The sequence below is a fragment of the Chromobacterium alkanivorans genome (genome assembly GCF_016937655.1).
Taxonomy (GTDB): domain Bacteria; phylum Pseudomonadota; class Gammaproteobacteria; order Burkholderiales; family Chromobacteriaceae; genus Chromobacterium; species Chromobacterium alkanivorans.
Genome location: NZ_JAFHKL010000019.1, coordinates 1 through 21697, shown reverse-complemented (window position 1 = coordinate 21697; position 21697 = coordinate 1). Strand labels below are relative to the sequence as shown.

Genomic DNA, 21697 nt, shown 5'->3' with positions numbered 1-21697 from the left:
GCCGACGCGGCGGCAAGCTTGATCGAAAAGGAGACGCGGATGAATCAAAACCTGGTGCCGGTGCTGGAATCGGTGCGGACTTTTCTGGAACGGGAACACGGGCTGTGGATAGACGGCAAGCCGCGGGCGGCGCTGTCGGGCCGGCGCAAGGAGGTGCGCAATCCGGCCAGCGGCGCGGTGATCGCCAGCGTGGCGGACGGCGAGGCCGCCGATGTGGACGCGGCGGTGGCCAGCGCGCGGCGCGCCTTCGAATCCGGCGTCTGGTCCGGCCTGCGGCCGGCCGAGCGCGAGCGCGTCTTGTTGAAGCTGGCGGATTTGCTGGAGGCGAACGCCGAGGAACTGGCGCAGCTGGAAACGCTGAACCAGGGCAAGTCCATCCACCTGGCGCGGGCCATCGAGGTGGGCGGCTCCATCGAATACGTGCGCTATATGGCGGGCTGGGCCACCAAGATCACCGGCGAAACCCTGGACGTGTCGATTCCGGCGCCGCCGGGCGCGCGCTTCACCGCCTTCACCCGGCGCGAGCCGGTGGGCGTGGCCGCCGGCATCGCGCCGTGGAATTTCCCCTTGATGATCGCCTTGTGGAAAACGGTGCCGGCCTTGGCGGCCGGCTGCACGGCGGTGCTGAAGCCGGCCAGCGAGACGCCGTTGAGCGCGCTGCGCCTGGCGGAGCTGGCGCTGGAGGCAGGGGTGCCGCCGGGCGTCTTCAACGTGGTGACCGGGCGCGGCGAGGCGGCGGGCCGCGCGCTGGCCGGGCACCCGCTGATCGGCAAGGTCAGCTTCACCGGCTCCACCGAGGTGGGCAAGGCCGTAGGCCACGCCGCGCTGGACAATATGACCCGGCTGGCGCTGGAGCTGGGCGGCAAGAACCCGATGCTGGTGCTGGGCGACGCCGACATCGACCAGGCGGTGCGGGGCGCCTTGCTGGGCGGTTTTCTTAATCAGGGCCAGGTTTGCGCCGCCGCCTCGCGGCTGTACGTGCACCGCAGCAAATTCAATCTGTTCGCCGAGGCGCTGTCCGCCGCCGTCGCCGGCATGCGGCTGGGGCCGGGCATGGATCTGGACGCCCAGGTCAACCCGCTGGTGTCGCAGCGGCGGCAGCAGGCGGTGTGCCAACTGATCGAGCGCGGCCGCGCCGCCGGCGCCCGCGTGCTGACCGGCGGCGGCGCCGCCGATTTGCCCGGCTATTTCGTGCGGCCGACGGTGATGACGGAGCTGGCGCCGGACAATCCGGTGGCGCGCGAGGAGGTGTTCGGCCCGGTGTTGGCGCTGATGTCTTTCGACGAGGTGGACGAGGCGGTGGCGCTGGCCAACGACACGCGCTACGGCCTGGCCGCCAGCGTGTGGACCAATGATTTGTCGGCGGCGCTGGACATCGTGCCGCGGCTGCAGGCGGGCACGGTCTGGGTCAACAGCCATATTCCGCTGGACCCGGGCATGCCCTTCGGCGGCTACAAGGAGTCCGGCCTCGGCCGCGAATTCGGCAAGGGCGCGGTGGAGAGCTTCACCGAGATCAAGTCGGTCTGCATCGCCCATTGAGCGCGGACGCGCTTCCACTTTCATTCAGGAGAAAGACATGTCTTACGACAAGGCCCGTTTCTGGCACCCGATGCTGCATCCCAACGCGATGAAAGAGCGGCAACCCATCCGCATCGTGCGCGGCGAGGGCTGCCATGTGTTCGACGATCAGGGCGGCAAGCTGGTGGACGGCGTGGCCGGGCTGTGGAACGTCAACGTTGGCCACAACCGCCCCGAAATCAAGCAGGCGATCACCCGGCAACTGGACGAACTGGAGTATTTCCAGCTGTTCGACGGCATTTCCCATCCGCGGGCGGAGGAGTTGTCCGCGCTGCTGATCGACATGCTGCGGCCGGAGGACATGGCTAGGGTGGTGTTCAGCTCCGGAGGCTCCGACGCGGTGGAAACCGCGCTCAAGCTGGCGCGCCAGTATTGGCGGCTCAAGGGCCAGCCGGACAGGGTCAAGTTCATCTCGCTGAAACAGGGTTACCACGGCACCCACTTCGGCGGCGGCTCGGTCAACGGCAACACGGTGTTCCGCCGCAACTACGAACCGCTGCTGCCCGGCTGCTTCCACGTGGAGACCCCGTGGCCCTACCGCAATCCGTTCACCGAAGATCCGGAGGAGCTGGCCGAGATCTGCGCGCGGATGCTGGAGCGCGAAATCCTGTTCCAGAGCCCGGACACGGTGGCGGCCTTCATCGCCGAGCCCATCCAGGGCGCCGGCGGCGTCATCGTGCCGCCGGCCAGCTATTGGCCGCGGGTGCGCGAGGTGTGCGACCGCCACGGCGTGTTGTTGATCGCCGACGAGGTGGTCACCGGCTTCGGCCGCTCCGGCTCCATGTTCGGCAGCCGGCTGTGGGGGGTGAAGCCGGACCTGATGTGCCTGGCCAAAGGCATCTCCTCCGGCTATCTGCCGCTGGGCGCCACCGTGGTCAACCAGCGGGTGGCGGACGCTTTCGCCGCCAACGGCGACTTCGACGGCGTCATCATGCACGGCTACACCTACGCCGGCCACCCGGTGGCCTGCGCCGCCGCCCTCGCCAATCTGCGCATCGTGCAGGAGGAAGACCTGCCGGCCCGGGCGGCGGAAATGGGCGACTATCTGCTGGAGCGGCTGCGGCCGCTGGCCGAGCGTTACCCGGCGGTGGGCGAGGTGCGCGGCAAGGGCTTGATGCTGGCCCTGGACCTGGTCAAGGACAAGGCCAGCCGGGAGCCCATCGATCCGCAAAGCGGCTACGCCGACAAGGTGGCGGAGATCGCGCGCCGGGCCGGCGCGCTGGTGCGGCCGGTGGGCAGCAAGATCATCCTGTCGCCGCCGCTGGTGTTGCAGCGCGAGCACGCCGACGTCATTGCGTCGGCTTTGGAGGCCGGACTGGCCGAGGCCTGAGCGGGCCGGCCCGAACGGGGAGCGACCGGCCGCGCCGGCACGCCGCCAGGCTCGTGAAGAGCGGCGGCCGGCGCGACGACGGATGGAGAGGGAGGAAGCATGTCTGTAAGCGAACGTTTGAGCCGCAGCCTGAGCCGCGGCGTGGTGGGCTTTCCGGTGGCGCTGGCCAGCTCGGTGGGCGTGGTGATGGCCAGCCCGGTGATACTGACCGCCACCAGCGGTTTCGGCATGGCCGGCGGCACCTTCGCCTTGGCGATGCTGATCGCCTATCTGATGATGCAGGCGCAGGCCACCACTTTCGCCGAAGCGGCGGCGATGCTGCCGACTTCCGGCGCGGTCTACGATTACATCAGCGCCGGCCTGGGCCGCGGCCTGGCCATCGCCGGCACCCTGTCGGCCTATCTGCTGGTGCATGTGTTCGCCGGCACCGCCGAGACCATTCTGTCCGGCATCATGGCGCTGGTGAATTTCGATCACCTGAACACCATGCTGGAAAAGAGCGGCAGCGCCTGGATGGTGGGCGTGGGCCTGGTCATCGTTTTCGGCGCGCTCAACGCGCTGGGGGTGACGCTGTTCGGCAAGGCCGAGGTGGCGCTGACCTTCTGCATGTGGGCGACGCTGACGGTGTTTGGCGTGGCCGGCCTGCTGCACGCGCCGGCGGTGGATCTGGGCGGCTGGTTCGGCGCGCCGCTGCGGCTGGACGATCCCGGCCTGCTGCTCAGCCTGGTGGGCATGGCGATGTTCATGTTCGTCGGCGCGGAGCTGGTGACGCCGCTGGCGCCGGAGTTGCGCGATTCCGGACGCGCCATTCCGCGGGCTCTGAAGATAGGGCTCAGCGGCGTGGCCGTCACCATGCTGCTGTACGGCGCGGCCATGGTGCGGCAGGTGGCCAATACCCCGCTGGATCCGGCTCATCCCGACGGCCCGCGGCTGCTGGACACGCCGATGGCGCTGCCGGCCTTCGCCGAACGGGTGATGGGGCCGTTCGGCAAGATCTGGCTGGGGATAGGCTTGTTGCTGGCCGGCGCGGCGACGATCAACACCCTGATGGCGGCGCTGCCGCGCATTCTGTACGGCATGGCCCAGGACGGCGCCTTGCCGCGCTGCTTCGCCTATCTGCATCCGCGCTTCAACACGCCGTGGTGCGGCATCGCGGCGGCGGTGCTGATTCCCTGTGTCCACGCCTGGTTGATCCAGGGCGATCTGGACCGCATCATGCCTCTGGTGCTGGCGGCGGTCTGTTCTTGGGGCGTGGCCTATCTGCTGGTGACCCTGTCCGTGGTGAGGTTGCGGCTGACGCGGCCGGATTTCCCGCGCGCCTACCGCTCGCCGTGGTTTCCGCTGCCGCAGATAGGCTCCGCGCTGGGCATCGTGCTGGCGATCTGTTTCATCACCCCGCCGGGCATGCAGGCGCGCGACATCTACGTGCCCTTCGGCTGGATGCTGGGGCTGACCCTGCTGTACGCGCTGCTGTGGACCTTGCTGGTGCAAAAGGTCAACCCTTTCCGGCCGGTGCCGCTGGAGCAGATTCTGAACGCGCAGCGCGCGGGCGAGGACGACGACGCCCTGCGGCGGGAGCTGGAACGTGTGGCCGCGGCTGGTTGAGGCCTGGCGCAGGCCGGACGGCTATCGCCCGGGCGCGACGCTGGCGCGGCTGAGCCTGGACTGGCCGGAGCTGGACGGCCTGGCCGCAGAAGCGGAGGAGGAGCGGCGCTTTCGGTTTCCGCACGGGGACTGGAGCTTTTCGGCGCGGGAGCGGGTGGAGGCCGGCTGGCTGGCGCATCTGGTGGCCTGCGAGTTCCGGCTGACGGTGCCGGGCGAGCCCGGCCGCGCGCGCATCCGCCTGCGTCACGGCGGCTTCTGGCGCCGCAGCGGCATCGTCGTCGACTTGCTGGACGGAGACGCCGCGGCGCTGGCGCCGTTGCTGGAGCGCCTGCGCTCGGACGCGGATCTGCGCACCGCCTTGTCGCCGCTGGACTTCAAGCGCTGCGAGCTGCTGGGCGGCCGGGACGGCTGGCAGGTGTGCCTGGAGCCTTACGGCGCCAGCGAGGTGGCCTGCCGTCTGCCGCCGCTGCGGCGCTACATCGGCCTGCGCGGAGTGCAGGGCCTGGCGCTGCTGGCCAGCCTGGCCGCCTGCCGCCGCGTCTTGCTGGCGGCGGAGGCGGGGCGGGCTTAGTCGGGAATGATCGTAAACAGGTTCTAAGAACCTGTTTACGATCTGCTGCGCGTTGGCGATACGGCGTTAAAAACCGCTTCGAAATGCTCATGTACCACTTGTACATTCCGCTTTCTCAGCGGTTTTCGCCTTGTCTCGCTCTTGCTCGCGAGATCGTAAACACGTTCTAAGACGGCGCGGGCAGGTTTTCCAGCTCGTCCAGCAAAGCCAGCAGGGCCTGCAGCTTGGCCGGGGGAAAATGGGCCTCGATCCGGCGGTAGCAGTCGTTGGACAAGGGGATGATGCTCTGGGTCAGCGTCATCGCGCGCTGGCTTGAGGAGACGATCAGGCGGCGATTGTCGTTCTGGGCGCGGTTGCGGTAGACCAGGCCGTCTCTTTCCATCCGAATCAGAATGCCGCTGAGGCTGGGCGGATGAATGCCGGCGCGCTGGGCGATGTCGCCGGCCTCCATGTCGCCGTGCTCCGCCAGCAGGCGCAAGACGCGCCATTGTTGTTCCGACAGCCCGTGGCGGCTCAGCACCGGCCGGAAGTAGCTCATCACCGCTTCGCGCGCGCGCAGCAGGCGTTGCGGCAGTTGATATTGACAGGGGCGTTGCGTGGGGTTCATGGCGGCTCCTTTGCTTCTAGTCGCGGAATGAGAACGGAGGCGGGGCTGTCTGGTTCATTAAATGAATATATTAACATAATGCCGACGCTTGCCGTCGGCGAGTTCGAGGAGCGTTAGCTCAAAGGAGGCTGCGATGTCTTTGCTCGATAAAACCATTGTGATCACCGGAGCGGGCTCCGGCATCGGCGCGGCCTGCGCGCGCCGTTTCGCCGCCGAGGGCGCGCGGCTGGCCCTGGTGGGGAGGCGGGCCGGTCCGTTGCTGGCGCTGGCGGAGGAAACCGGGGGCCTGGCCTTGGCGGGGGACGCCGCCGACGCCGCGGCCTGGGAGGATTTCCTGGCGCGCATTCATGCGCGCTGGGGCCGGGTGGACGGGCTGGCGGCCTGCGCCGGCGGCCTGGGCCTGGGCGCGGCGCTGGAAACCGACGACGAGGCCTGGCGCGCCGCGATGCGCGCGAATCTGGACACCGCCTTCGTCAGCGCCCGCGCCTGCCTGCCGGACCTGATCTCGCAGGGCGGCAGCATGGTGTTGATGGCCTCCATCGCCGGGCTGGCGGCCGGGCCGCAAGCCTGCGGCTATGTGGTGGCCAAGCACGCCCTGCTGGGGCTGGCCCGCTCGCTGGCGCGCGACTACGGGCCGGCGGTGCGGGTGAACGCGCTGTGCCCGGGCTGGGTGCGCACGCCGATGGCGGACGAGGAGATGCGACCGCTGATGGCGGCCCATGGCGAAGACCTGGACGCCGCCTACCGGCGCGTCACCGCCGACCTGCCTTTGCGCCGGCCGGCGACGCCGGCGGAGATCGCCGCGATCTGCCGCTTTCTGCTGTCCGACGAGGCCGCGATCGTCAGCGGCGCTTGCCTGACCGCCGACGGTGGCGCGATGGCGGTGGATGTGCCGACGCTGGCGTATTCGCGGCTGGAACGGGACTGAAGGCCGGTGCGGCGCTTCAAGCGCGAGTGTGGTTGACGATGCTGGCCTGCGCGCCCACCCGGAAGTTGCGGGCGGCGCCGAAGTCTCCGTCCTGATAGCCGAAGATCTTGCCATCGGTGCGCATGCCTTCCAGGTCGATCAGGATCACGCCCAGGGTGGGAATGATCTTCTCGCGCCAGACGAACAAATACAGCCGCTCCGCCACTTGCAGGCAGTGGCAGCGGTCGACGTCGGCCAGCCCGCGCTCCACGCCTTCCAGGCAATGCCAGGCGTAGAAGCTGTCGTTCAGGTAGATGTGCTCGTAGCACTCGGTGGGGCTGTAGCGGTAGCGGTTGCGCATGCCGATCAAGTCGCGGCTGGGCGGATGCGGCGGGACGGCCGCGGCGGGCTGATCAAGCGCGCCGTGGAGGAATTCGACGTCCACGCCGGTCAGCTCCAGCTGGTGCGCCACCCGGTCGAAGGCGCAGATCCGCGCGGCGGCGGCGTCGGGCAAGTTGCCCCGAACCAGGGTGAAGCGGCGTTGCGTCAGGTCCAGGACCAGGCTGAGCGACAGCGCGGCCGGGCCCTGGTGACGGAAGTCGAGGAAATAGACGCCGGGCCGCAAGGAGCTGGCGTGGCAGCCGTCGACGCCGGCCAGCGTCGAGGCCAGCCCCGGCCGGACGATGACGACGCGCGCGTCGCCGCCGGGCTCCAGCCGGCAATCCGCGGCGCTGTCGTCGTCGAAGCACAGCCGCAGGCTTTGACCGTCGAGTTCGGCGCAGCGGGGCAGGGTCAGACTGTCGGGCGCGAAGCCGTCGGCCAGCGCGCCGACTTGGATGAACTCGGGGGTGGGGTTGGACATGGGACAGTTCCTTATCGGGTGGACGGCGTGATCGCCAGGTTTGCTCAGAATCCGCGCCGCTCGGCCTGCGCTTCCAGCAAGCGCGTCTGCAGTTGGCGCATCGGCGCGCCGGGCTGTTGCGCGACGATCAGCTCCAGCAGCGGGTCCGCCACCTCGGTGCGGACGCCGGACAGCGCCTCCAGCGCGGCCAGGCCGCAGAAGGGCACGTAGGCTTCGGAGTAGCCGCCTTCGTGCAACAGGACCAGCCGTCCGCCCGCCTCGGCGTCGGCGAAGTCGGCCAGTTGCCGCGTCATGGCGCGGAAGGTGTCGCTGTGCGCCTGCATCCGGGCCAGGGGATCGACGGCGTTGGCGTCGTAGCCGCAGGCGACGATGATCAATTCGGGCCGGAAGCGTCGCAGCGCCGGCAAGACCAGCAGCCGCATCGCGTCCAGATAGGCCTGGTGGCCGCCGCCGGGCAGCAGCGGAATGTTCAGATTGGCGTCCAGGCCGTCGCCCTCGCCGCGCTCCTCGGCGCCGCCGGAACCGGGCGGGTAACAGCCGTCCTGATGCAGGGACAGGGTCAGCACGTCGCCGCGTCGGTAAAAAATCGACTGGGTGCCGTTGCCGTGGTGCACGTCCCAATCGACGATGGCGACGCGGCTCAGGCCGTGGCGGGCGATGGCCAGTTCCGCGGCGAGGGCGGCGTTGGCCAGGAAGCAGAAGCCCATTGCGCCGTCCGCCGAGCAGTGATGGCCGGGCGGGCGCGACAGCGCGTAAGCCTTGTCGGCCTCGTCGGCAAGCACGGCGTTCACCGCGGCCCAGGCCAGGCCGGCGGACAATTTGGCGATTTCATAGCTGCCCGGGCCTATCGGCGCCTGCGGCCCCAACTCGCCGCCGCCGGCGTCGCTGAGCGCCTTGAAGCGTTGCAGATAGGCGGGCGTGTGCACGCGCAGCAGATCCTCCTCGGCCAAGGGCGGCGCGCCGCGCACTTGCAGCCGGGCGCTGAGGCCGGACACGTCCATCAGGCTTTTCAGCCGGCGCTTGCTGTCCGGGGATTCGGCGTGGCCGCCGCCGGACGGCGGCTGCACCCAGCCGCCCACCGGCAGGATCTGCGCGTGCGGGCCGACGCTATGCCATAAACAGAGCTCGTCAAAGAGAAACGCGGTGCGGGAGGTCATTGCGGACTCCTGATCGTTGTGGGCCGCAGCGTCAGCAACAGGGCCAGCGACAGCGCGGCGAGCCCCATTGAAACGAGCAGCAGGGTTTGCGGGTTTTGACCGTGGGCGGCCATCAATTCTCCGGCCAGCGCCGGCCCCAGCGCCAGGCCGCCGCCTATGGCCAGATTGACGGTGCTCATCAGCCGGCCGCTGCGGTCCAGCGCGGCCAGCGTGGCCAGGATGAAGGGCAGGATGAAGGTCCACGCGTATTTGAAGACGAGCGCCGCCGCCGCGAAGCGGCCGACGCGCGGCGCGCCCAGCAGCAGGGCCAGCGACAGCAGCATTAGCCCGTAGCCGGCGATCAGCAGACGGCGGCGCGATCCGCGGCCGCCTATCGCCGCGGCGCAGACCGAGCCGACGATGCCCATCAAGGTGGCCAGCGCCAGCCAATCGCCGCTTTGCCGCGGCGTCAGGCCGGCCTGGGCGGCGATGCCGCCGATGAAGGTCCAGGTGCCGCTCAGGCTGACGTAGAAGCACAAGGTGGCGGCCGCGCCGACCAGCGCCGGGCGCCAGGGCTGCGCCTCCGCGTCGGCCGGCCGGCCGGGCCTGGCCGCCGAGGGCGGGAAGCAGCGGGCCAGCGGCAGGCACAGGGCCATCAGCGCCGCCAGGCTCAGATAACAGGCGGCGATGCCGTAGCGGGCGAACCAGGCCGGAAACAGCGCCAGTCCCAAGGCGCCCAGCGCCAGTTGGCCGGAAACCCATAGGCCGTAGGCGCGGTCCGGGTTGGCGCTGGCCGCCGCGGTGGACAGGCACAGAATCATCAGCGAGCCGCCGGCCAGCGCGCTGAGCAGCCTGCAGGGCAGCAGTTCGGCGTAAGTGGCGGCGAAACAGGAGGCAAGGTTGGCGGCGATGAACAGCCCGCCGGCGCAGGCGGCGGCGCGGCGCCAGTCCACGCGCGGCAGCCAGAGATAGGCCGGCAGCGTGGCCAGGCTCATCGCGCCCAGCTCCACCGCGAACAGGCGGCCGATCCGTTCCGGCCCCAGACCGAACTGGCCGGCCAATTGGCTGGCCAGCGCCGGAGCGGTCATCAGCACCAGCGGCGCGACGGCGGCGAAGGCGATCAGGGCGATCAGGCCGCCGCCGCGGACGGGCTCGGCGGTGTGGGCAGGCAGGCGAGCAGTCATGTTTTCCCCGCGGCGCGAGTCGTGAACCAGGCTTACGCTCGCAAGATTCGCGCGGAGGGGCAAGCGGGCGCGCGGCGTTTTGCCGATTTGGGATAGCGGGGGCGCAACAGGGGGCGTCAGCGGTTGAGCTGGCGCAGCGCGTCTTGCAGGGCTTTGCGGTAGTCGGGAGATTCCCGCGTCTGGGCGATGGCCTCCCAAAGTTGGCGGGTCAGCTTGGGATGGCCGTCGGCGAAGCGGCGGGAAAAGATCAGGTAGTAAGGCTTGGCGACCAGGTCCGGTCCCACTTTTTCTATCCTGTCCTTATAGAGGGGATTGCTCGCCAGCAGGCTGTCGCCGGTCAGCGTGGGCAGGGCCAGGGCGCCGATGCGGCGCGCCAGCAGCTTGTTCAGGTTCTGTTCCGGGTTGCGCGAACTGTCGTCGACCGGCGCGCCCAGCGCCTGCAGTTGGGCGATCACCGAGAAGCCGGTCTGAGCGCCGACGGCGCCGTCCAGATGGCTGAGGCTCTGGCCGTCCCATTCCAGTTTCGAACCCTTCAGCCGGTACAGGCTATAGCCGTCCAGATGCATGCGCATCGCCGGATCGGGGGCGTCGCCCTTCATCGGGTAGACGCCGATGCGCAGGCGATCCGGCTTGAAGCTGATCTCGAACACGCCGTCGATCTGATTGTTTTGCACCTCGCTCAGGCAGCGTATCCAGGCCATCTCCCGGATTTCCAGCTTGATATTGGTTTTCTGGGCGGCGGCCTTCAGCATCAGCAGGCTTAGGCTGGGGCCGTTCTGGCTGCGCCACGGCGGCGAGTCCATGTCCTCGGTGCACAGCCGCAGGGCGGCCGGGCGCGGCTCGGCCGCGACGACGGGCGCGCACAGCGACAGCAGCAGGAAGATCAGGCGGACTCGCGGCATACGGAGGCTCCGCGACGGGAGGCGGAATGAACTTGCTTTAGTTATTTGCGCCGCAACAAAAAAAGGCAAGCGGGAAAAGGCGGGGGAGAAATGCAAAAAGCCGATTCCTCGGAATCGGCTTTCGCTGCGCGCCGCATCGGGCGGCGTCTTGTCTGTGGCGCAGTTTTTGGTGGAGGTAAGCGGGATCGAACCGCTGACCTCTTGCATGCCATGCAAGCGCTCTCCCAACTGAGCTATACCCCCGCACCGGCTGCGTTTCACAGTGCTGCGCAGTATATGGCAGGGCCCTTGGCTTGTAAATAGCCGGCTTCACTTTTTTTGGATAATTTTCCGGAGGCGGCGCGGCCGGCGGCATAGGAGCGCGCCGGGATGCTCGGTTATAATCGCCGATTCGCCGGCCATACAACAGGAAGCAAGCCGATGTCGGTTGGGCATTACGAGAATTTCCCGGTGGGCTCCGTCCTGCTGCCGCGCAGGATGCGCCGCGCCGTGCATGCGATCTACCATTTCGCGCGCTACGCCGACGATGTGGCGGACGAGGGCGACGACGCCCCCGAGCGGAGGCTGGCCGAACTGGACCGGCTGGGCGCGGAGCTGGAGCGCATCGGCGCCGGCCAGACGCCGGATACGCCGTTGATGCGCAATCTGGCGGCGGCGATCGCCGAGCACGGCCTGGATTTGCAGCCGTTTCACGATCTGCTGGCGGCTTTCCGCCAGGACGTGGAAAAAACCCGCTATCGCGATTACGCGGAGCTGGCGGACTACTGCCGCCGCTCCGCCAACCCGGTGGGCCGGCTGATGCTGGCCCTGTACGGCGAGAATGATAGGCGCTCGCTGGCGATGTCGGACGGCATCTGCACCGCGCTGCAGCTGATCAACTTCCTGCAGGATGTGGAGCTGGACTGGCGCAAGGGCCGGGTTTACCTGCCGCAGGAGGATTTGCAGCGCTTTCGGGTGACCGAGGCGCAGATCGCCGCGCGCGACGCCGGCGGCCTGTGGCAGCCGATGATGCGCGCCCAGATCGAGCGCGCCCGCAAGATGTTGCAGGCCGGCGCGCCGCTGGGCAAAGTATTGAAGGGCAGGATGGGGCTGGAGCTGAGGCTGATCATCCTGGGCGGGGAGCGCATCCTGAAGAAACTGCACGACTCCGGCGGCGACGTGTTCCGCAGCCGTCCGGTGCTGAACTGGCGCGACTGGCTCTATATGCTGTGGCGCGCGGCGCGCGCCAAGTGAGCGCCGCGGCGCGACGACGATGAATATGATTGAAGGACGGCGGCCCGCCGCGGCCGCCGCTAGGACAGGAGTGGCGCGTGACGCCTGATCAGTATTGCGAGGACAAGGCCGCCGCCAGCGGCTCCAGCTTCTACTACAGCTTTCGATTCTTGCCGGAGCCGCGCCGCCGCGCGATTACCGCGCTGTACGCGTTTTGCCGCGAGGTGGACGACGTGGTGGACGAATGCCACGATCCCAATGTGGCCAGCGCCAAGCTGGCCTGGTGGCGCGGCGAAGTGGCCAAGCTCTACCAGGGCGCGCCGGAACACCCGGTGATGCAGGCGCTGCAGCCGCACGCGCGCGCCTTCGGCTTGCCGCAGAGCGAGCTGGAGGAAATCATAGACGGCATGGCGATGGACCTGAGCATGGCGCGCTATCAGCGCTTCCAGGACCTGCTGCTGTACTGCCACCGCGTGGCCGGTGTGGTGGGCCAGCTGGCGGCGCGCATCTTCGGCTATCGCGACGAGAAGACGCTGGAGTACGCGCACGAGCTGGGCATCGCCTTCCAGCTGACCAACATCATCCGCGACGTGGGCGAGGACGCGCGCCGCGACCGCATCTATCTGCCGATGGAGGAGTTGCAGCGCTTCAACTGCCCGGCGATGGACATCCTGCACTACGAGGAAAGCGCGGCCTTCAAGGCGCTGATGGAATTCCAGATCGAACGCGCGCAGCAGTATTACCGCCAAGCCTGGGAGATGTTGCCGGCCGCGGACCGCAAGGCGCAGCGTCCCGGCCTGCTGATGGCGGCGATCTACCGCGCCACGCTGGAGGAAATCAAGCTGGACGGCCCGGCCAAGGTGCTCAATCAGCGGCTGTCGCTGACCCCCATCCGCAAACTGTGGCTGGCATGGAAAACCTGGACCTTCGGCTACCGGCCGTGAGCCGCCGATGAGCAAGCCGCGCGTCGCCGTGATCGGCGCCGGCTGGGCCGGCCTCGCCGCCGCGGTGGAGCTGGCCGGCCGGGCGGAGCTGACCGTGTTCGAGGCCGGGCGCGAGCCGGGCGGCCGCGCGCGCCGCATCGGCGTGCCCGGCAGCCGGCTGGACAACGGCCAGCACATCCTGATCGGCGCCTACCGCGAATGCCTGCGGCTGATGGCGACGGTGGGCGTGGACGAGAGCCGGGCCTTGCTGCGCCTGCCGATGAATTGGCGGCGCCAGGGCGGCATCAGCCTGCGTTGCCCGCGGCTGCCGGCGCCCTTGCACCTGGCCGCCGGCCTGTTGACGGCGCGCGGCGTAAGCTGGGGTGACAAGGCGCGGCTGGCGCTGGCCCTGCAGCGTTTGAAAGGACGGGGCTGGCGGGTGGAGCCGGATTGCGCGGTGACGCAATGGCTGACGGAGCAAGGGCAGTCGGAGGCGCTGATCCGCGAGTTCTGGAGGCCGCTGGTGCTGTCCGGCCTCAATACGCCGCCGGAGCTGGCGTCGATGCGGGTGCTGGCCGCGGTGCTGCGCGACAGCCTGGGCGCGGACCGCGCCGCCAGCGATCTCTTGCTGCCGAAAGCGGACTTGTCCGCGCTGTTCCCCGAGCCGGCCTGGCGCTGGCTGGCCGCGCGCGGCGCGGATCTGCGCGCCGGCCGGCGCGTGCGCGGCGTGGCGGAGGATTCAACGGGGGTGAGCGTGGACGGCGAGCGTTTCGATGCCGCCGTGCTGGCGGTGGCGCCGTATCACGCGGCGGAACTGACGGCGGATCCAGCGCTGCGCCAGCTGACCGATGCTTATCGTTATTGGCCCATCTACACCGTCTACCTGCAGTTTGAAGGCGCGCTCCGCCTGCCGGCGCCGATGTGCGCCTGCAGCGGCGGCGTCGCCGACTGGCTGTTCGATCGCGGCGCGTTGATGGGCGAAACCGGCTGGGTGGCCGCGGTGATGAGCGCGCCGCAGCATCTGGACGCGCTTGCGCAAGAGGAACTGGCTGCTCTGGTGGAGGCCGACGTGCGCCGCCTTGATCCGCGCGCCGGCCGGCGGCTTGATTTCCGGGTGCTGGCGGAGCGGCGGGCCACTTTTGCCAGTTTGGTCGATATGAGGCGACCGGCGCAGCCAAGCCCGGTACAATCGCTTTATTTGGCGGGAGATTGGACGCATGCTGATTATCCTGCCACTTTGGAGGGGGCCGTTCGAAGCGGCGTCGCAGCCGCCCGCGCGGTGATTGGAAGACTGTGAGCCATCCGGCGGCCGCAGAAGCGCGCCGCCGATGGCCCTGATTACAAGATAGCGAAAAAAAATGACGACAGATATCGCCTCTAACGCATTTCAAGGCCGCGTGGTGCTGGTCACCGGCGCCACCCAGGGCATAGGCCGTGAAGCCGCGCTGACTTTGGCGCGCCACGGAGCCACCGTGGTGTTGCTGGCGCGCAGCGTCAAAGGCTTGGAGAAGGTCTACGATGAAATAGCGGCCGCCGGCGGGCCGGAGCCGGCGGCGGTGCCGCTGGACTTGCTGAAGGCGGCGGAGGGCGATTTCAACAATCTGGCGATGATGATCAAACGCGAGCTAGGCCGGCTGGACGGCATCCTGCACTGCGCCTCGCATTTTTACGCGCTGTCGCCGCTGTCCAATCAGACGGTGGAAGAGTGGATGGACCAGTACCGGATCAATACCGTGGCGCCGTTCGCGCTGACCCGGGCCTGTCTGCCGCTGTTGAAGGACTCGCCGGACGCGGCGGTGCTGTTCGTCGGCGAAACTCACGCGCTGCACCCGGCGCCGTACTGGGGCGGTTTCGGCGCGTCCAAGGCCGGCCTCAACTACCTGACCCAGGTGGCCGCCAACGAATGGGACGTTTACCCGCAGCTGCGCGTCAACCAGCTGATCCCGGGGCCGGTGAATTCGCCGCAGCGCAACCGCACTCACCCGGGCGAGGACAAGTCCGAGCGCGGCGATCTGGCGGACTTGATGCCGCACCTGGTGTATTGGCTGGGGCCCGCCAGCCAGGGCCGCAGCGGCGAGATCGTGGAACTGGATTTGCGCGCCCGGCGCGCTTGAGGGGAAGGGGCGAGGCATGAGCATAGGGCGATGGCTGTGGTTGCCGCTGTTGCTGGCGTTGACCGGCTGCAACTGGGTGGGCAACGTCACCGGTTTGACCAAGGACGCCAACAAGGCGATAGGCGCGGCCTGCCGTCAGACCGGCCGTTCGCTGGAAGAGTGCTATCTGCGCAATCCCGAAGCCGACAAGGCGGCGATCTATGCCGGCTGGCGCGAGATGAACGAGTACATGGCCAAGAACAAGCTGGACACCATGGAGCCGCCCAAGGAAGCGTCCGCCCCCGCCGGCATGCCGGCGCCCACCGCCAGCAGCCACGGCGCGGCGTCCGCGCCGACGGAAAAATCCAGCGCCAACCTTTCGTCCTCCGGCCCCAGGCCGCTGAGCAACGAAGAGGCCGAGCGCGCCGCGCGCACCGATCCGCAAGTGGAGGCGGTGCTGGCGGCGATACGCAACAAGCCCGCCGGCGAGGGCGGCGAGAAATCCAAGGCCGCCTCCGGCGCGGAGCCGGAGCAGAAACGTCTGCTCAACATCATCAATGAACTCAATAAGAACAGCCCTGCGCCTGGTTCGCACGGCTGAGCCCGTCCACTTCTTTCCGTTGTCCTGATGGCAAAAATCAAAACCGTTTTCAGTTGCGCCGAGTGCGGCGGTCAAACGCCCAAATGGCAGGGCCAGTGTCCGCATTGCAATGCCTGGAACACCCTGACCGAGGCGGTGCAGGCCGCGCCTGCGGCCAACGCCCGTTTTCAATCCTGGAGCGACAGCGCCACCCAGGTGCAGAAACTGTCCGATGTGCAAACCGAGGAAGTGCCGCGCGACCCGTCCGGCATCGACGAGCTGGACCGGGTGCTGGGCGGCGGCGTGGTGCGCGGCGCGGTGATCCTGATCGGCGGCGATCCCGGCATCGGCAAATCCACGCTGCTGCTGCAGGCCTTGTCCGAAATCGGCGCGCGCCGCAAGGTGCTCTACGTGTCAGGCGAGGAATCGCCGCAGCAGATCGCGCTGCGCGCGACCCGACTGTCGGTGGCCACCGAGCGGGTCAACCTGCTGGCGGAAATCCGGCTGGAAGCCATTCTGGAAACGCTGAAGCGCGAGCAGCCGGAAGTGGCGGTGATCGACTCCATCCAGACCCTGTACACCGACCAGGTGACCTCGGCGCCGGGCTCGGTGTCCCAGGTGCGCGAATGCGCGGCGCAGCTGACGCGAATGGCCAAGCAGACCGGCATCACCATCCTGCTGGTGGGCCACGTCACCAAGGAAGGCTCGCTGGCCGGCCCGCGCGTACTGGAGCACATGGTGGACACCGTGCTGTATTTCGAGGGCGATTCCCACTCCAATTACCGGATGATACGCGCGATCAAGAACCGCTTCGGCGCGGTCAACGAGCTGGGCGTGTTCGTGATGACGGACCGCGGCCTCAAGGGCGTGTCCAATCCCTCGGCCATCTTCCTGTCCTCCTATCGCGACGACGTGTCCGGTTCCTGCGTGCTGGTCACCCAAGAGGGCAGCCGCCCGTTGTTGGTGGAGATCCAGGCGCTGGTGGACGATTGCCACGGCTTCCAGCCCAAGCGCCTGACCGTGGGCCTGGAGCAGAACCGGCTGGCCATGCTGTTGGCGGTGCTGCACCGCCACGGCGGCGTCGCCTGCTTTGATCAGGACGTGTTCCTCAATGCGGTGGGCGGGGTCAAGATCAATGAGCCGGCGGCCGACCTGGCCATCATCCTGGCCATGGTGTCCTCGCTGCGCAACAAGGCCTTGCCGGAAAAGCTGGTGGTGTTCGGCGAAGTGGGCCTGGCCGGCGAGGTGCGCCCGGTGGCGCGCGGCCAGGAGCGTCTGAAAGAGGCCGCCAAGCTGGGCTTCACCCGCGCCATCGTGCCGCAGGCCAACCGGCCGCGCCAGCCGATAGAGGGGCTGCAGGTGATCGCGGTGGAGCGCCTGGACCAGGCGGTGGACTTCTGCCGCGAATGAGCGGTAAGAGCCTGTTTACGATCTGCTGCGCGTCGTGGAGCGTGGCACGGTGAGTACAACTTCGAAATGCTCATGTACCGTGTGTACACTCCGCTTTCTCAGCTGTTTTCGCCTTGTCTCGCTTTAGTTCGCGAGATTGTAAACAGACTCTAAGAAAGCGGATAGGGAATGATAGAAGACCGAGACATAGAAGCGGAACGGCCGTATCTGTTCCGCTACGCGCTGGCGCAGCTGCGCGAAAGAGACGCCGCCGATGAGGCGGTGCAGGAGACGCTGCTGGCGGCGCTGGAGTCGCGCGCCTCCTTCAGCGGCAAATCCACGCTGCGCACCTGGCTGACCTCCATCCTGCGCTTCAAGCTGATCGACGCCTTGCGCCGCAAGGGCAAGGAGAAGTTGTTCGAATCGCTGGAGGACGAGGCCGACGACGGAGATTTCGACGGCCTGTTCAGCCGGGACGGCCACTGGCGCGAGCCGGTCAAGGCCTGGAGCGGCCCGGAGCAGTCCCTGGTTTCGCGCCAGTTCTGGGAGGTGTTCGAACAGTGCTCGGAAGTGATGCCGCGCCGCACCGCGATGGTGTTCGTGATGCGCGAGGTGATGGGCATGGAGATTGCGGAGATCTGTAAGAATCTGGAGATCACCGCGACCAACTGTTCCGTATTGCTGTATCGCGCCCGCATGAGCTTGCGGGAGTGTTTTTCGATCCGCTGGAGCCGGGAGGCTAGCGTATGAAGTTGAGTTGTCGTCAGGCCAGCCGTTTGATCTCGGCCTCTCAGGACCGTCCCTTGAGCCAGTGGGAATACGTGCGCCTGCGCGTGCACCTGTTCATGTGCGGCAATTGCCGCAATTTCTCTCAGCAGCTCAAGCAGTTGAGCGAGGCCGCGCGGAAGGCGGGGCGCGGCGAATAGCCGCTTGTTTGAAGCGCGGCGAGCAACCGGCCTTGTGGCCGGTTTTTTCTTGCCCGCGGCGCGGGATAAAAAGAAGCCGGCAGGAGCCGGCTTTTAATTTCAAGGGTGGTAAGAAAAAACTCAGCGCTTGCGCTTGCCGCCGCTGCTCTTGGCCGCCGCGCACTGATGCGGGCAGGCGGCGCACTGGCTGTCGTTGAGGCCGGCTCCGGTGAGCGATTGCTTGAGCGCACAGACCGAACGGCGGCAGGCGATGAAGCGGATCTGGTTTTCCGAGGCCAGTTCGCGGAAATGGCGCATCACGTTGTGGCCCAGAAAATCGGTGAACAGGATCAAGAGGTCGGTGCCGGCCGGCAGGCGGTCCACCTTGCGTTGGTGCGAGCTGTTGCGGCCGCTGACGTGACGATGGATGTTGATGCCGAAATCGCGCAGCACATCCGGAATATTGCCGAGGGTATCGGCTCCCACAAGCATGGCATTCATTGGACATCCCTCCTGGGTGAATTTTTAGAAATGATAATCGTTATCATTTAGCTGGTCAATCACAAACTTTGAAAATGGCAATCAGGACAGGGGTGAACTGTGGCGGATCGGCCGCGCAGCTTGCGCCGCTTGGCCCCGCCGGGCGGAGAGGTTGCAGGCTTCGCATGAGCGCGGCTCATGCGCTGGCCGGTGGGGGCGGCGAGGGCGGCCGGCGATGGGGATCGGCGTTTTGGCGGCTGAGGCGCGCGACGTTCCAGGCTTAGAGAGCGGCATCCCAATAAATCATGGCTGTTATCAGGTTTTCACATGTAACAAGTGTTAAAAACAAAGAATAAGAAGTATTTACGCTGCCCGGTTTTTAACGCGATTGCAAAAAAGCAACATGACTATGGGATTGAAACATGCTTGTTTTTTGTAGCGACTGCTCTAAATATGCATTTGGTTTTTCTGGGGCGTGGATTTCGAATTCCGGTTAGACGCTTGTTTAATAACGGTTTTGAGTCGTTAAGAAGTATTGCTTCAAACATAGTGCCTGCTCGCTCTGAAGATGGCGGGGGGCGGCCGCGGAAAAGTTTATTGACGCTGGTCATGATTAATTCGCACACTCGGATCGCCTTCGGTTCAGATCAAAAAATGAGCACGACGATGCTCTCGATAGAGCCATAAACCCGACGAGGTCAGTGGCCAAATGAACTTACAAGGGATTGGAGAATCATGAATTGTCGCAAGAAGAAAATCGCGCTGGCGCTCGCCATGCTCGGTGTCGGCGCCGCGTCTCTGGCTTACGCCGACGACAACAGCGCCACCCTGGACCGGGTGGAAGTCACCGGCTCCAACATCAAGCGCTCCATCAAGCAGGAGCAGGCGATCCCGATGACCATCATCAAGACCGACGACCTGATCAAACAGGGCATGACGTCGGTTGAGCAAGTGGTCAACAGCCTAGCTTCCAATCAGTCCTCCCAAGGCGCCAATGCCGCGGTAGGGGCCTCCACCGGCGGCGCCTCCTACGCCAGCCTGCGCGGCCTGGGGCATCAGTACACCTTGATCCTGCTGGACGGCCGTCGCATCGTAAACCAGCCGATGGACGGCACCTCGGTCGACCTCAACGCCATTCCACTGACAGTGATTGACCGCATCGAAGTGGTGCGCGACGGCGCCTCGGCCATTTACGGCACCGACGCCATCGGCGGCGTGATCAACTTCATCACCAAGAAAACCATGCAGGGCCTGTCCATCGGCGGCGAGCTGCTGTCTCCGCAGCGTTCCGGCGGCCAAGAGCGCAGCGTCAACCTGTCCTACGGCTACGGCGACCTGGGCAAGGACGGCTTCAACATCTACGGCGCTTACGAGTATCACAAGACCAACAAGATCATGGCCACCCAGCGCGATTTCGCGTCCCAGATCACCAGCAGCACCAAGCGCAGCGTCAACAGCTTCCCCCCCAACTACCTGTTGCCCAGCGGCGACCTGATCACCGGTTCGCCCAATTGCGCGCCGCCGTATTCGACGCCGGACGGCAGCGGCGCTTGTTCGCAGCTGTATTCGCTGTACCCGTCGATCCAGCCCGAGATCGAACAGCAGACCGGCGTGCTCAAAGGCACTACTCGCATCGGCGACCACGAGCTGTCGCTGCAATACTTGGTGACCGAGACCAAGAATACTACCTGGGTGGCGCCTACCCCGTTCGCCGGCGACGTCAGCTCGCCGACCGCGCCGGGCCAGAACCCGGCGGACGGGCCGTTCCCGGTCTATGGCCGTTCGGTGCCGGCCGGCGAGCGTGTGGACAGCACCACCGCCACCACCCAGCGTCTGCAGATGAATCTGGAAGGCCTGATCGCCGGTTGGGATTACCGCGCCGGCCTCGGCCACTCGGAAAGCAAGGTTACTCACGATCTGCAAGGCGGCTATCTGAGCCAGAGCAAGCTGCAGAACGCGCTGAACAACGGCTTCGATCCGGGCACCGCCGATCCGGCAGCCTGGAAGCCATTCTCGTCCAGCGGCCGCATCGAGCAGGCCAAGTCCAAGCTCGACCTTGCCGACTTCAAGGTCAGCAAGGAAGTGCTGCAATTGCCGGCAGGCATGCTGGCGGTGGCCATCGGGGCCGAGGCGCGCCGCGAGACCATCGAGCATACCTATAACCATGCGCTGTCCACCGATACGCTGAGTACTGGTCTGACCAAGACCAACGACGGCAGCGGCCAGCGCAACGCCCAGGCCTTGTACGGCGAGGTGGACATCCCGGTGATCAAGCACCTGGACGCCAACCTGGCGGTGCGTTACGACCACTACAGCGACTCCGGCAGCTCGGTGAACCCCAAGGTTTCGCTGAAGTACCAGCCGATGCCGCAACTGCTGCTGCGCAGCTCCGCCAGCACCGGCTTCCGCGCGCCGTCGCTGTACGACATCAACCAGCCGGCCCAGCAGCAACTGACCGCCAAGAACTATACCGACCCGGTGTTGTGTCCGGGCGGCGTGGCTCAGCCCGGCGCCGGCTCGACCTCTTGCGTCAAGACTCAGCAAAACCTGATGACGGGCGGCAACAAGAACCTGCAGCCGGAAAAGTCCTCGTCCATCTCCTTCGGCATGGTGCTGGAGCCGGTCAAGGACCTGACCACCAGCGTGGACTTCTGGTGGACCAATATCCAGAACTCCATCGGATTGCTGAACGAGCAGACCATCTTCGCCAACCCGGTCAAATACGCCAACCTGTTTGTCCGGGATTCGAAGAACAACCTGCTGTACGTGACCGACCTCACCGACAACCTGGGCAACACCAGCGCCGCTGGCGTTGATCTGGGTTTCTCCTACCGTCTGCCGCGCACCTCCATCGGCGACTTCACGGTGAACCTGGACGGCACCTATATCAGCAAACACAGTTTCCAGTACGAGAAGGGCGGCGACTACCACAGCGACTTGGGCGCCTACGTCAACGGCAGCCCCACTTTCCGTTGGCAGCACAATCTGGCGCTGAATTGGATGCGCGGATCGTGGAGCGGCATCCTGGCTCAGGATTACAAATCGGGCTACACCGATTCCGACCCCAGCCACATGGTCAAGCCTTACTCCACCTGGAACCTGTCCGGTTCCTACGCCTGGAACAAGCAACTGACGGTGACCGCCGGCATCAAGAACCTGTTCGACCAGCTGCCGCCGTGGAGCAATCAGGGCGAAACCACGCCCCAGGGCTATGACCCGCGCTTCACCGACGCGGTGGGCCGCGCCTACTTCGTGAAGGCCAGCTACAAGATGTAACTCCGCCATGCCGGGGCGGTCTTCGCCGTCCCGGCAGGAGGGAGGACGCAGGAACCGGCTTTCACGCGAAAGCCGGAGTGGCAGATGGCGGCCGAGCCGGCCTCCGGTCCGTTCACAAGACGGGGTAGGTGCCGGCCCAAGCCGCAGCAATTGTGGG

20 protein-coding genes and 1 tRNA gene are annotated in these 21697 nt (G+C 66.8%); 14 read left to right on the top strand and 7 right to left on the bottom strand.

Annotation, left to right across the window (positions count from 1 at the left end; genetic code table 11):
* The first annotated feature begins 39 nt into the window (after window positions 1-39).
* The 4 genes from JW897_RS22710 (at window position 40) to JW897_RS22695 (ending at window position 5084) form a co-directional block, all read left to right on the top strand.
* Window positions 40-1539, top strand: coding sequence for an aldehyde dehydrogenase family protein (locus tag JW897_RS22710; RefSeq protein WP_205467744.1), 1500 nt, complete (start codon window positions 40-42; stop codon window positions 1537-1539).
* Window positions 1540-1576: 37 nt separating this feature from the next.
* Window positions 1577-2908: an aspartate aminotransferase family protein gene (locus tag JW897_RS22705; RefSeq protein WP_205467743.1), complete on the top strand. Its 1332-nt coding sequence runs from the start codon at window positions 1577-1579 to the stop codon at window positions 2906-2908.
* 99 nt (window positions 2909-3007) lie between these two features.
* Complete coding sequence (locus JW897_RS22700; protein WP_205467742.1) at window positions 3008-4513, top strand: APC family permease; 1506 nt, start codon at window positions 3008-3010, stop codon at window positions 4511-4513.
* Window positions 4494-5084, top strand: a complete 591-nt coding sequence (locus JW897_RS22695) for a DUF3156 family protein (RefSeq protein WP_205467741.1) — start codon at window positions 4494-4496, stop codon at window positions 5082-5084. The genes JW897_RS22700 and JW897_RS22695 overlap by 20 nt, the downstream gene beginning before the upstream one ends.
* A 166-nt stretch (window positions 5085-5250) precedes the next feature.
* On the opposite strand, the gene hpaR is transcribed toward JW897_RS22695, so the two are convergent.
* Complete coding sequence (gene hpaR / locus JW897_RS22690; RefSeq protein WP_205467740.1) at window positions 5251-5691, bottom strand: homoprotocatechuate degradation operon regulator HpaR; 441 nt, start codon at window positions 5689-5691, stop codon at window positions 5251-5253.
* A gap of 133 nt (window positions 5692-5824) precedes the next feature.
* Between hpaR and JW897_RS22685 the strand changes: the two genes are divergently transcribed.
* Window positions 5825-6619: an SDR family NAD(P)-dependent oxidoreductase gene (locus JW897_RS22685; RefSeq protein WP_205467739.1), complete on the top strand. Its 795-nt coding sequence runs from the start codon at window positions 5825-5827 to the stop codon at window positions 6617-6619.
* Window positions 6620-6635: 16 nt separating this feature from the next.
* Here the strand turns inward: JW897_RS22685 and JW897_RS22680 are convergent, their stop codons facing one another.
* From JW897_RS22680 to JW897_RS22660, 5 genes are all read right to left on the bottom strand, one after another.
* Window positions 6636-7460 carry a MoaF C-terminal domain-containing protein gene (locus JW897_RS22680; RefSeq protein ID WP_205467738.1) on the bottom strand — a complete coding sequence of 275 codons (825 nt, stop codon included), beginning with the start codon at window positions 7458-7460 and terminating at the stop codon, window positions 6636-6638.
* 44 nt (window positions 7461-7504) lie between these two features.
* The gene (locus JW897_RS22675) at window positions 7505-8617 is read right to left on the bottom strand and encodes a class II histone deacetylase (protein ID WP_205467737.1); all 1113 of its coding nucleotides are present in this window, start codon (window positions 8615-8617) and stop codon (window positions 7505-7507) included.
* Window positions 8614-9780 (bottom strand): MFS transporter, encoded by a 1167-nt coding sequence (locus JW897_RS22670; RefSeq protein ID WP_048412674.1) that lies wholly within the window; start codon window positions 9778-9780, stop codon window positions 8614-8616. Before JW897_RS22670 ends, JW897_RS22675 begins: the two co-directional genes overlap by 4 nt.
* 116 nt (window positions 9781-9896) lie before the next feature.
* Window positions 9897-10682, bottom strand: a complete 786-nt coding sequence (locus tag JW897_RS22665) for a substrate-binding periplasmic protein (protein ID WP_205467736.1) — start codon at window positions 10680-10682, stop codon at window positions 9897-9899.
* A gap of 167 nt (window positions 10683-10849) precedes the next feature.
* Window positions 10850-10925: transfer RNA gene (locus tag JW897_RS22660), tRNA-Ala, on the bottom strand.
* A 177-nt stretch (window positions 10926-11102) separates the two neighbouring features.
* Here JW897_RS22660 and hpnC point away from each other — a divergent pair.
* The 8 genes from hpnC (at window position 11103) to JW897_RS22620 (ending at window position 17805) form a co-directional block, all read left to right on the top strand.
* Window positions 11103-11915, top strand: a complete 813-nt coding sequence (gene hpnC / locus JW897_RS22655) for a squalene synthase HpnC (RefSeq protein WP_048412666.1) — start codon at window positions 11103-11105, stop codon at window positions 11913-11915.
* 77 nt (window positions 11916-11992) lie between these two features.
* The gene (gene hpnD / locus JW897_RS22650; protein ID WP_205467735.1) at window positions 11993-12838 is read left to right on the top strand and encodes a presqualene diphosphate synthase HpnD; all 846 of its coding nucleotides are present in this window, start codon (window positions 11993-11995) and stop codon (window positions 12836-12838) included.
* 7 nt (window positions 12839-12845) lie between these two features.
* Window positions 12846-14114 carry a hydroxysqualene dehydroxylase HpnE gene (hpnE, locus tag JW897_RS22645; RefSeq protein WP_205467734.1) on the top strand — a complete coding sequence of 423 codons (1269 nt, stop codon included), beginning with the start codon at window positions 12846-12848 and terminating at the stop codon, window positions 14112-14114.
* Window positions 14115-14175: 61 nt separating this feature from the next.
* Window positions 14176-14931 (top strand): SDR family oxidoreductase, encoded by a 756-nt coding sequence (locus tag JW897_RS22640; RefSeq protein WP_048412668.1) that lies wholly within the window; start codon window positions 14176-14178, stop codon window positions 14929-14931.
* Window positions 14932-14947: 16 nt separating this feature from the next.
* Window positions 14948-15511: a hypothetical protein gene (locus JW897_RS22635; RefSeq protein WP_048412669.1), complete on the top strand. Its 564-nt coding sequence runs from the start codon at window positions 14948-14950 to the stop codon at window positions 15509-15511.
* Window positions 15512-15538: 27 nt separating this feature from the next.
* Complete coding sequence (gene radA, locus JW897_RS22630; RefSeq protein ID WP_048412670.1) at window positions 15539-16900, top strand: DNA repair protein RadA; 1362 nt, start codon at window positions 15539-15541, stop codon at window positions 16898-16900.
* Between the two features lie 168 nt (window positions 16901-17068).
* Window positions 17069-17629, top strand: coding sequence for a sigma-70 family RNA polymerase sigma factor (locus tag JW897_RS22625; RefSeq protein ID WP_205467733.1), 561 nt, complete (start codon window positions 17069-17071; stop codon window positions 17627-17629).
* A complete protein-coding gene (locus JW897_RS22620; protein ID WP_048412672.1) occupies window positions 17626-17805 on the top strand; it encodes a zf-HC2 domain-containing protein in 180 nt (59 codons plus the stop codon). Before JW897_RS22625 ends, JW897_RS22620 begins: the two co-directional genes overlap by 4 nt.
* 120 nt (window positions 17806-17925) lie before the next feature.
* On the opposite strand, the gene JW897_RS22615 is transcribed toward JW897_RS22620, so the two are convergent.
* The gene (locus JW897_RS22615) at window positions 17926-18285 is read right to left on the bottom strand and encodes a DUF2325 domain-containing protein (protein ID WP_081557136.1); all 360 of its coding nucleotides are present in this window, start codon (window positions 18283-18285) and stop codon (window positions 17926-17928) included.
* A gap of 714 nt (window positions 18286-18999) precedes the next feature.
* Here JW897_RS22615 and JW897_RS22610 point away from each other — a divergent pair.
* Window positions 19000-21540, top strand: a complete 2541-nt coding sequence (locus JW897_RS22610) for a TonB-dependent receptor (RefSeq protein ID WP_205467732.1) — start codon at window positions 19000-19002, stop codon at window positions 21538-21540.
* Window positions 21541-21697 lie beyond the last annotated feature (157 nt).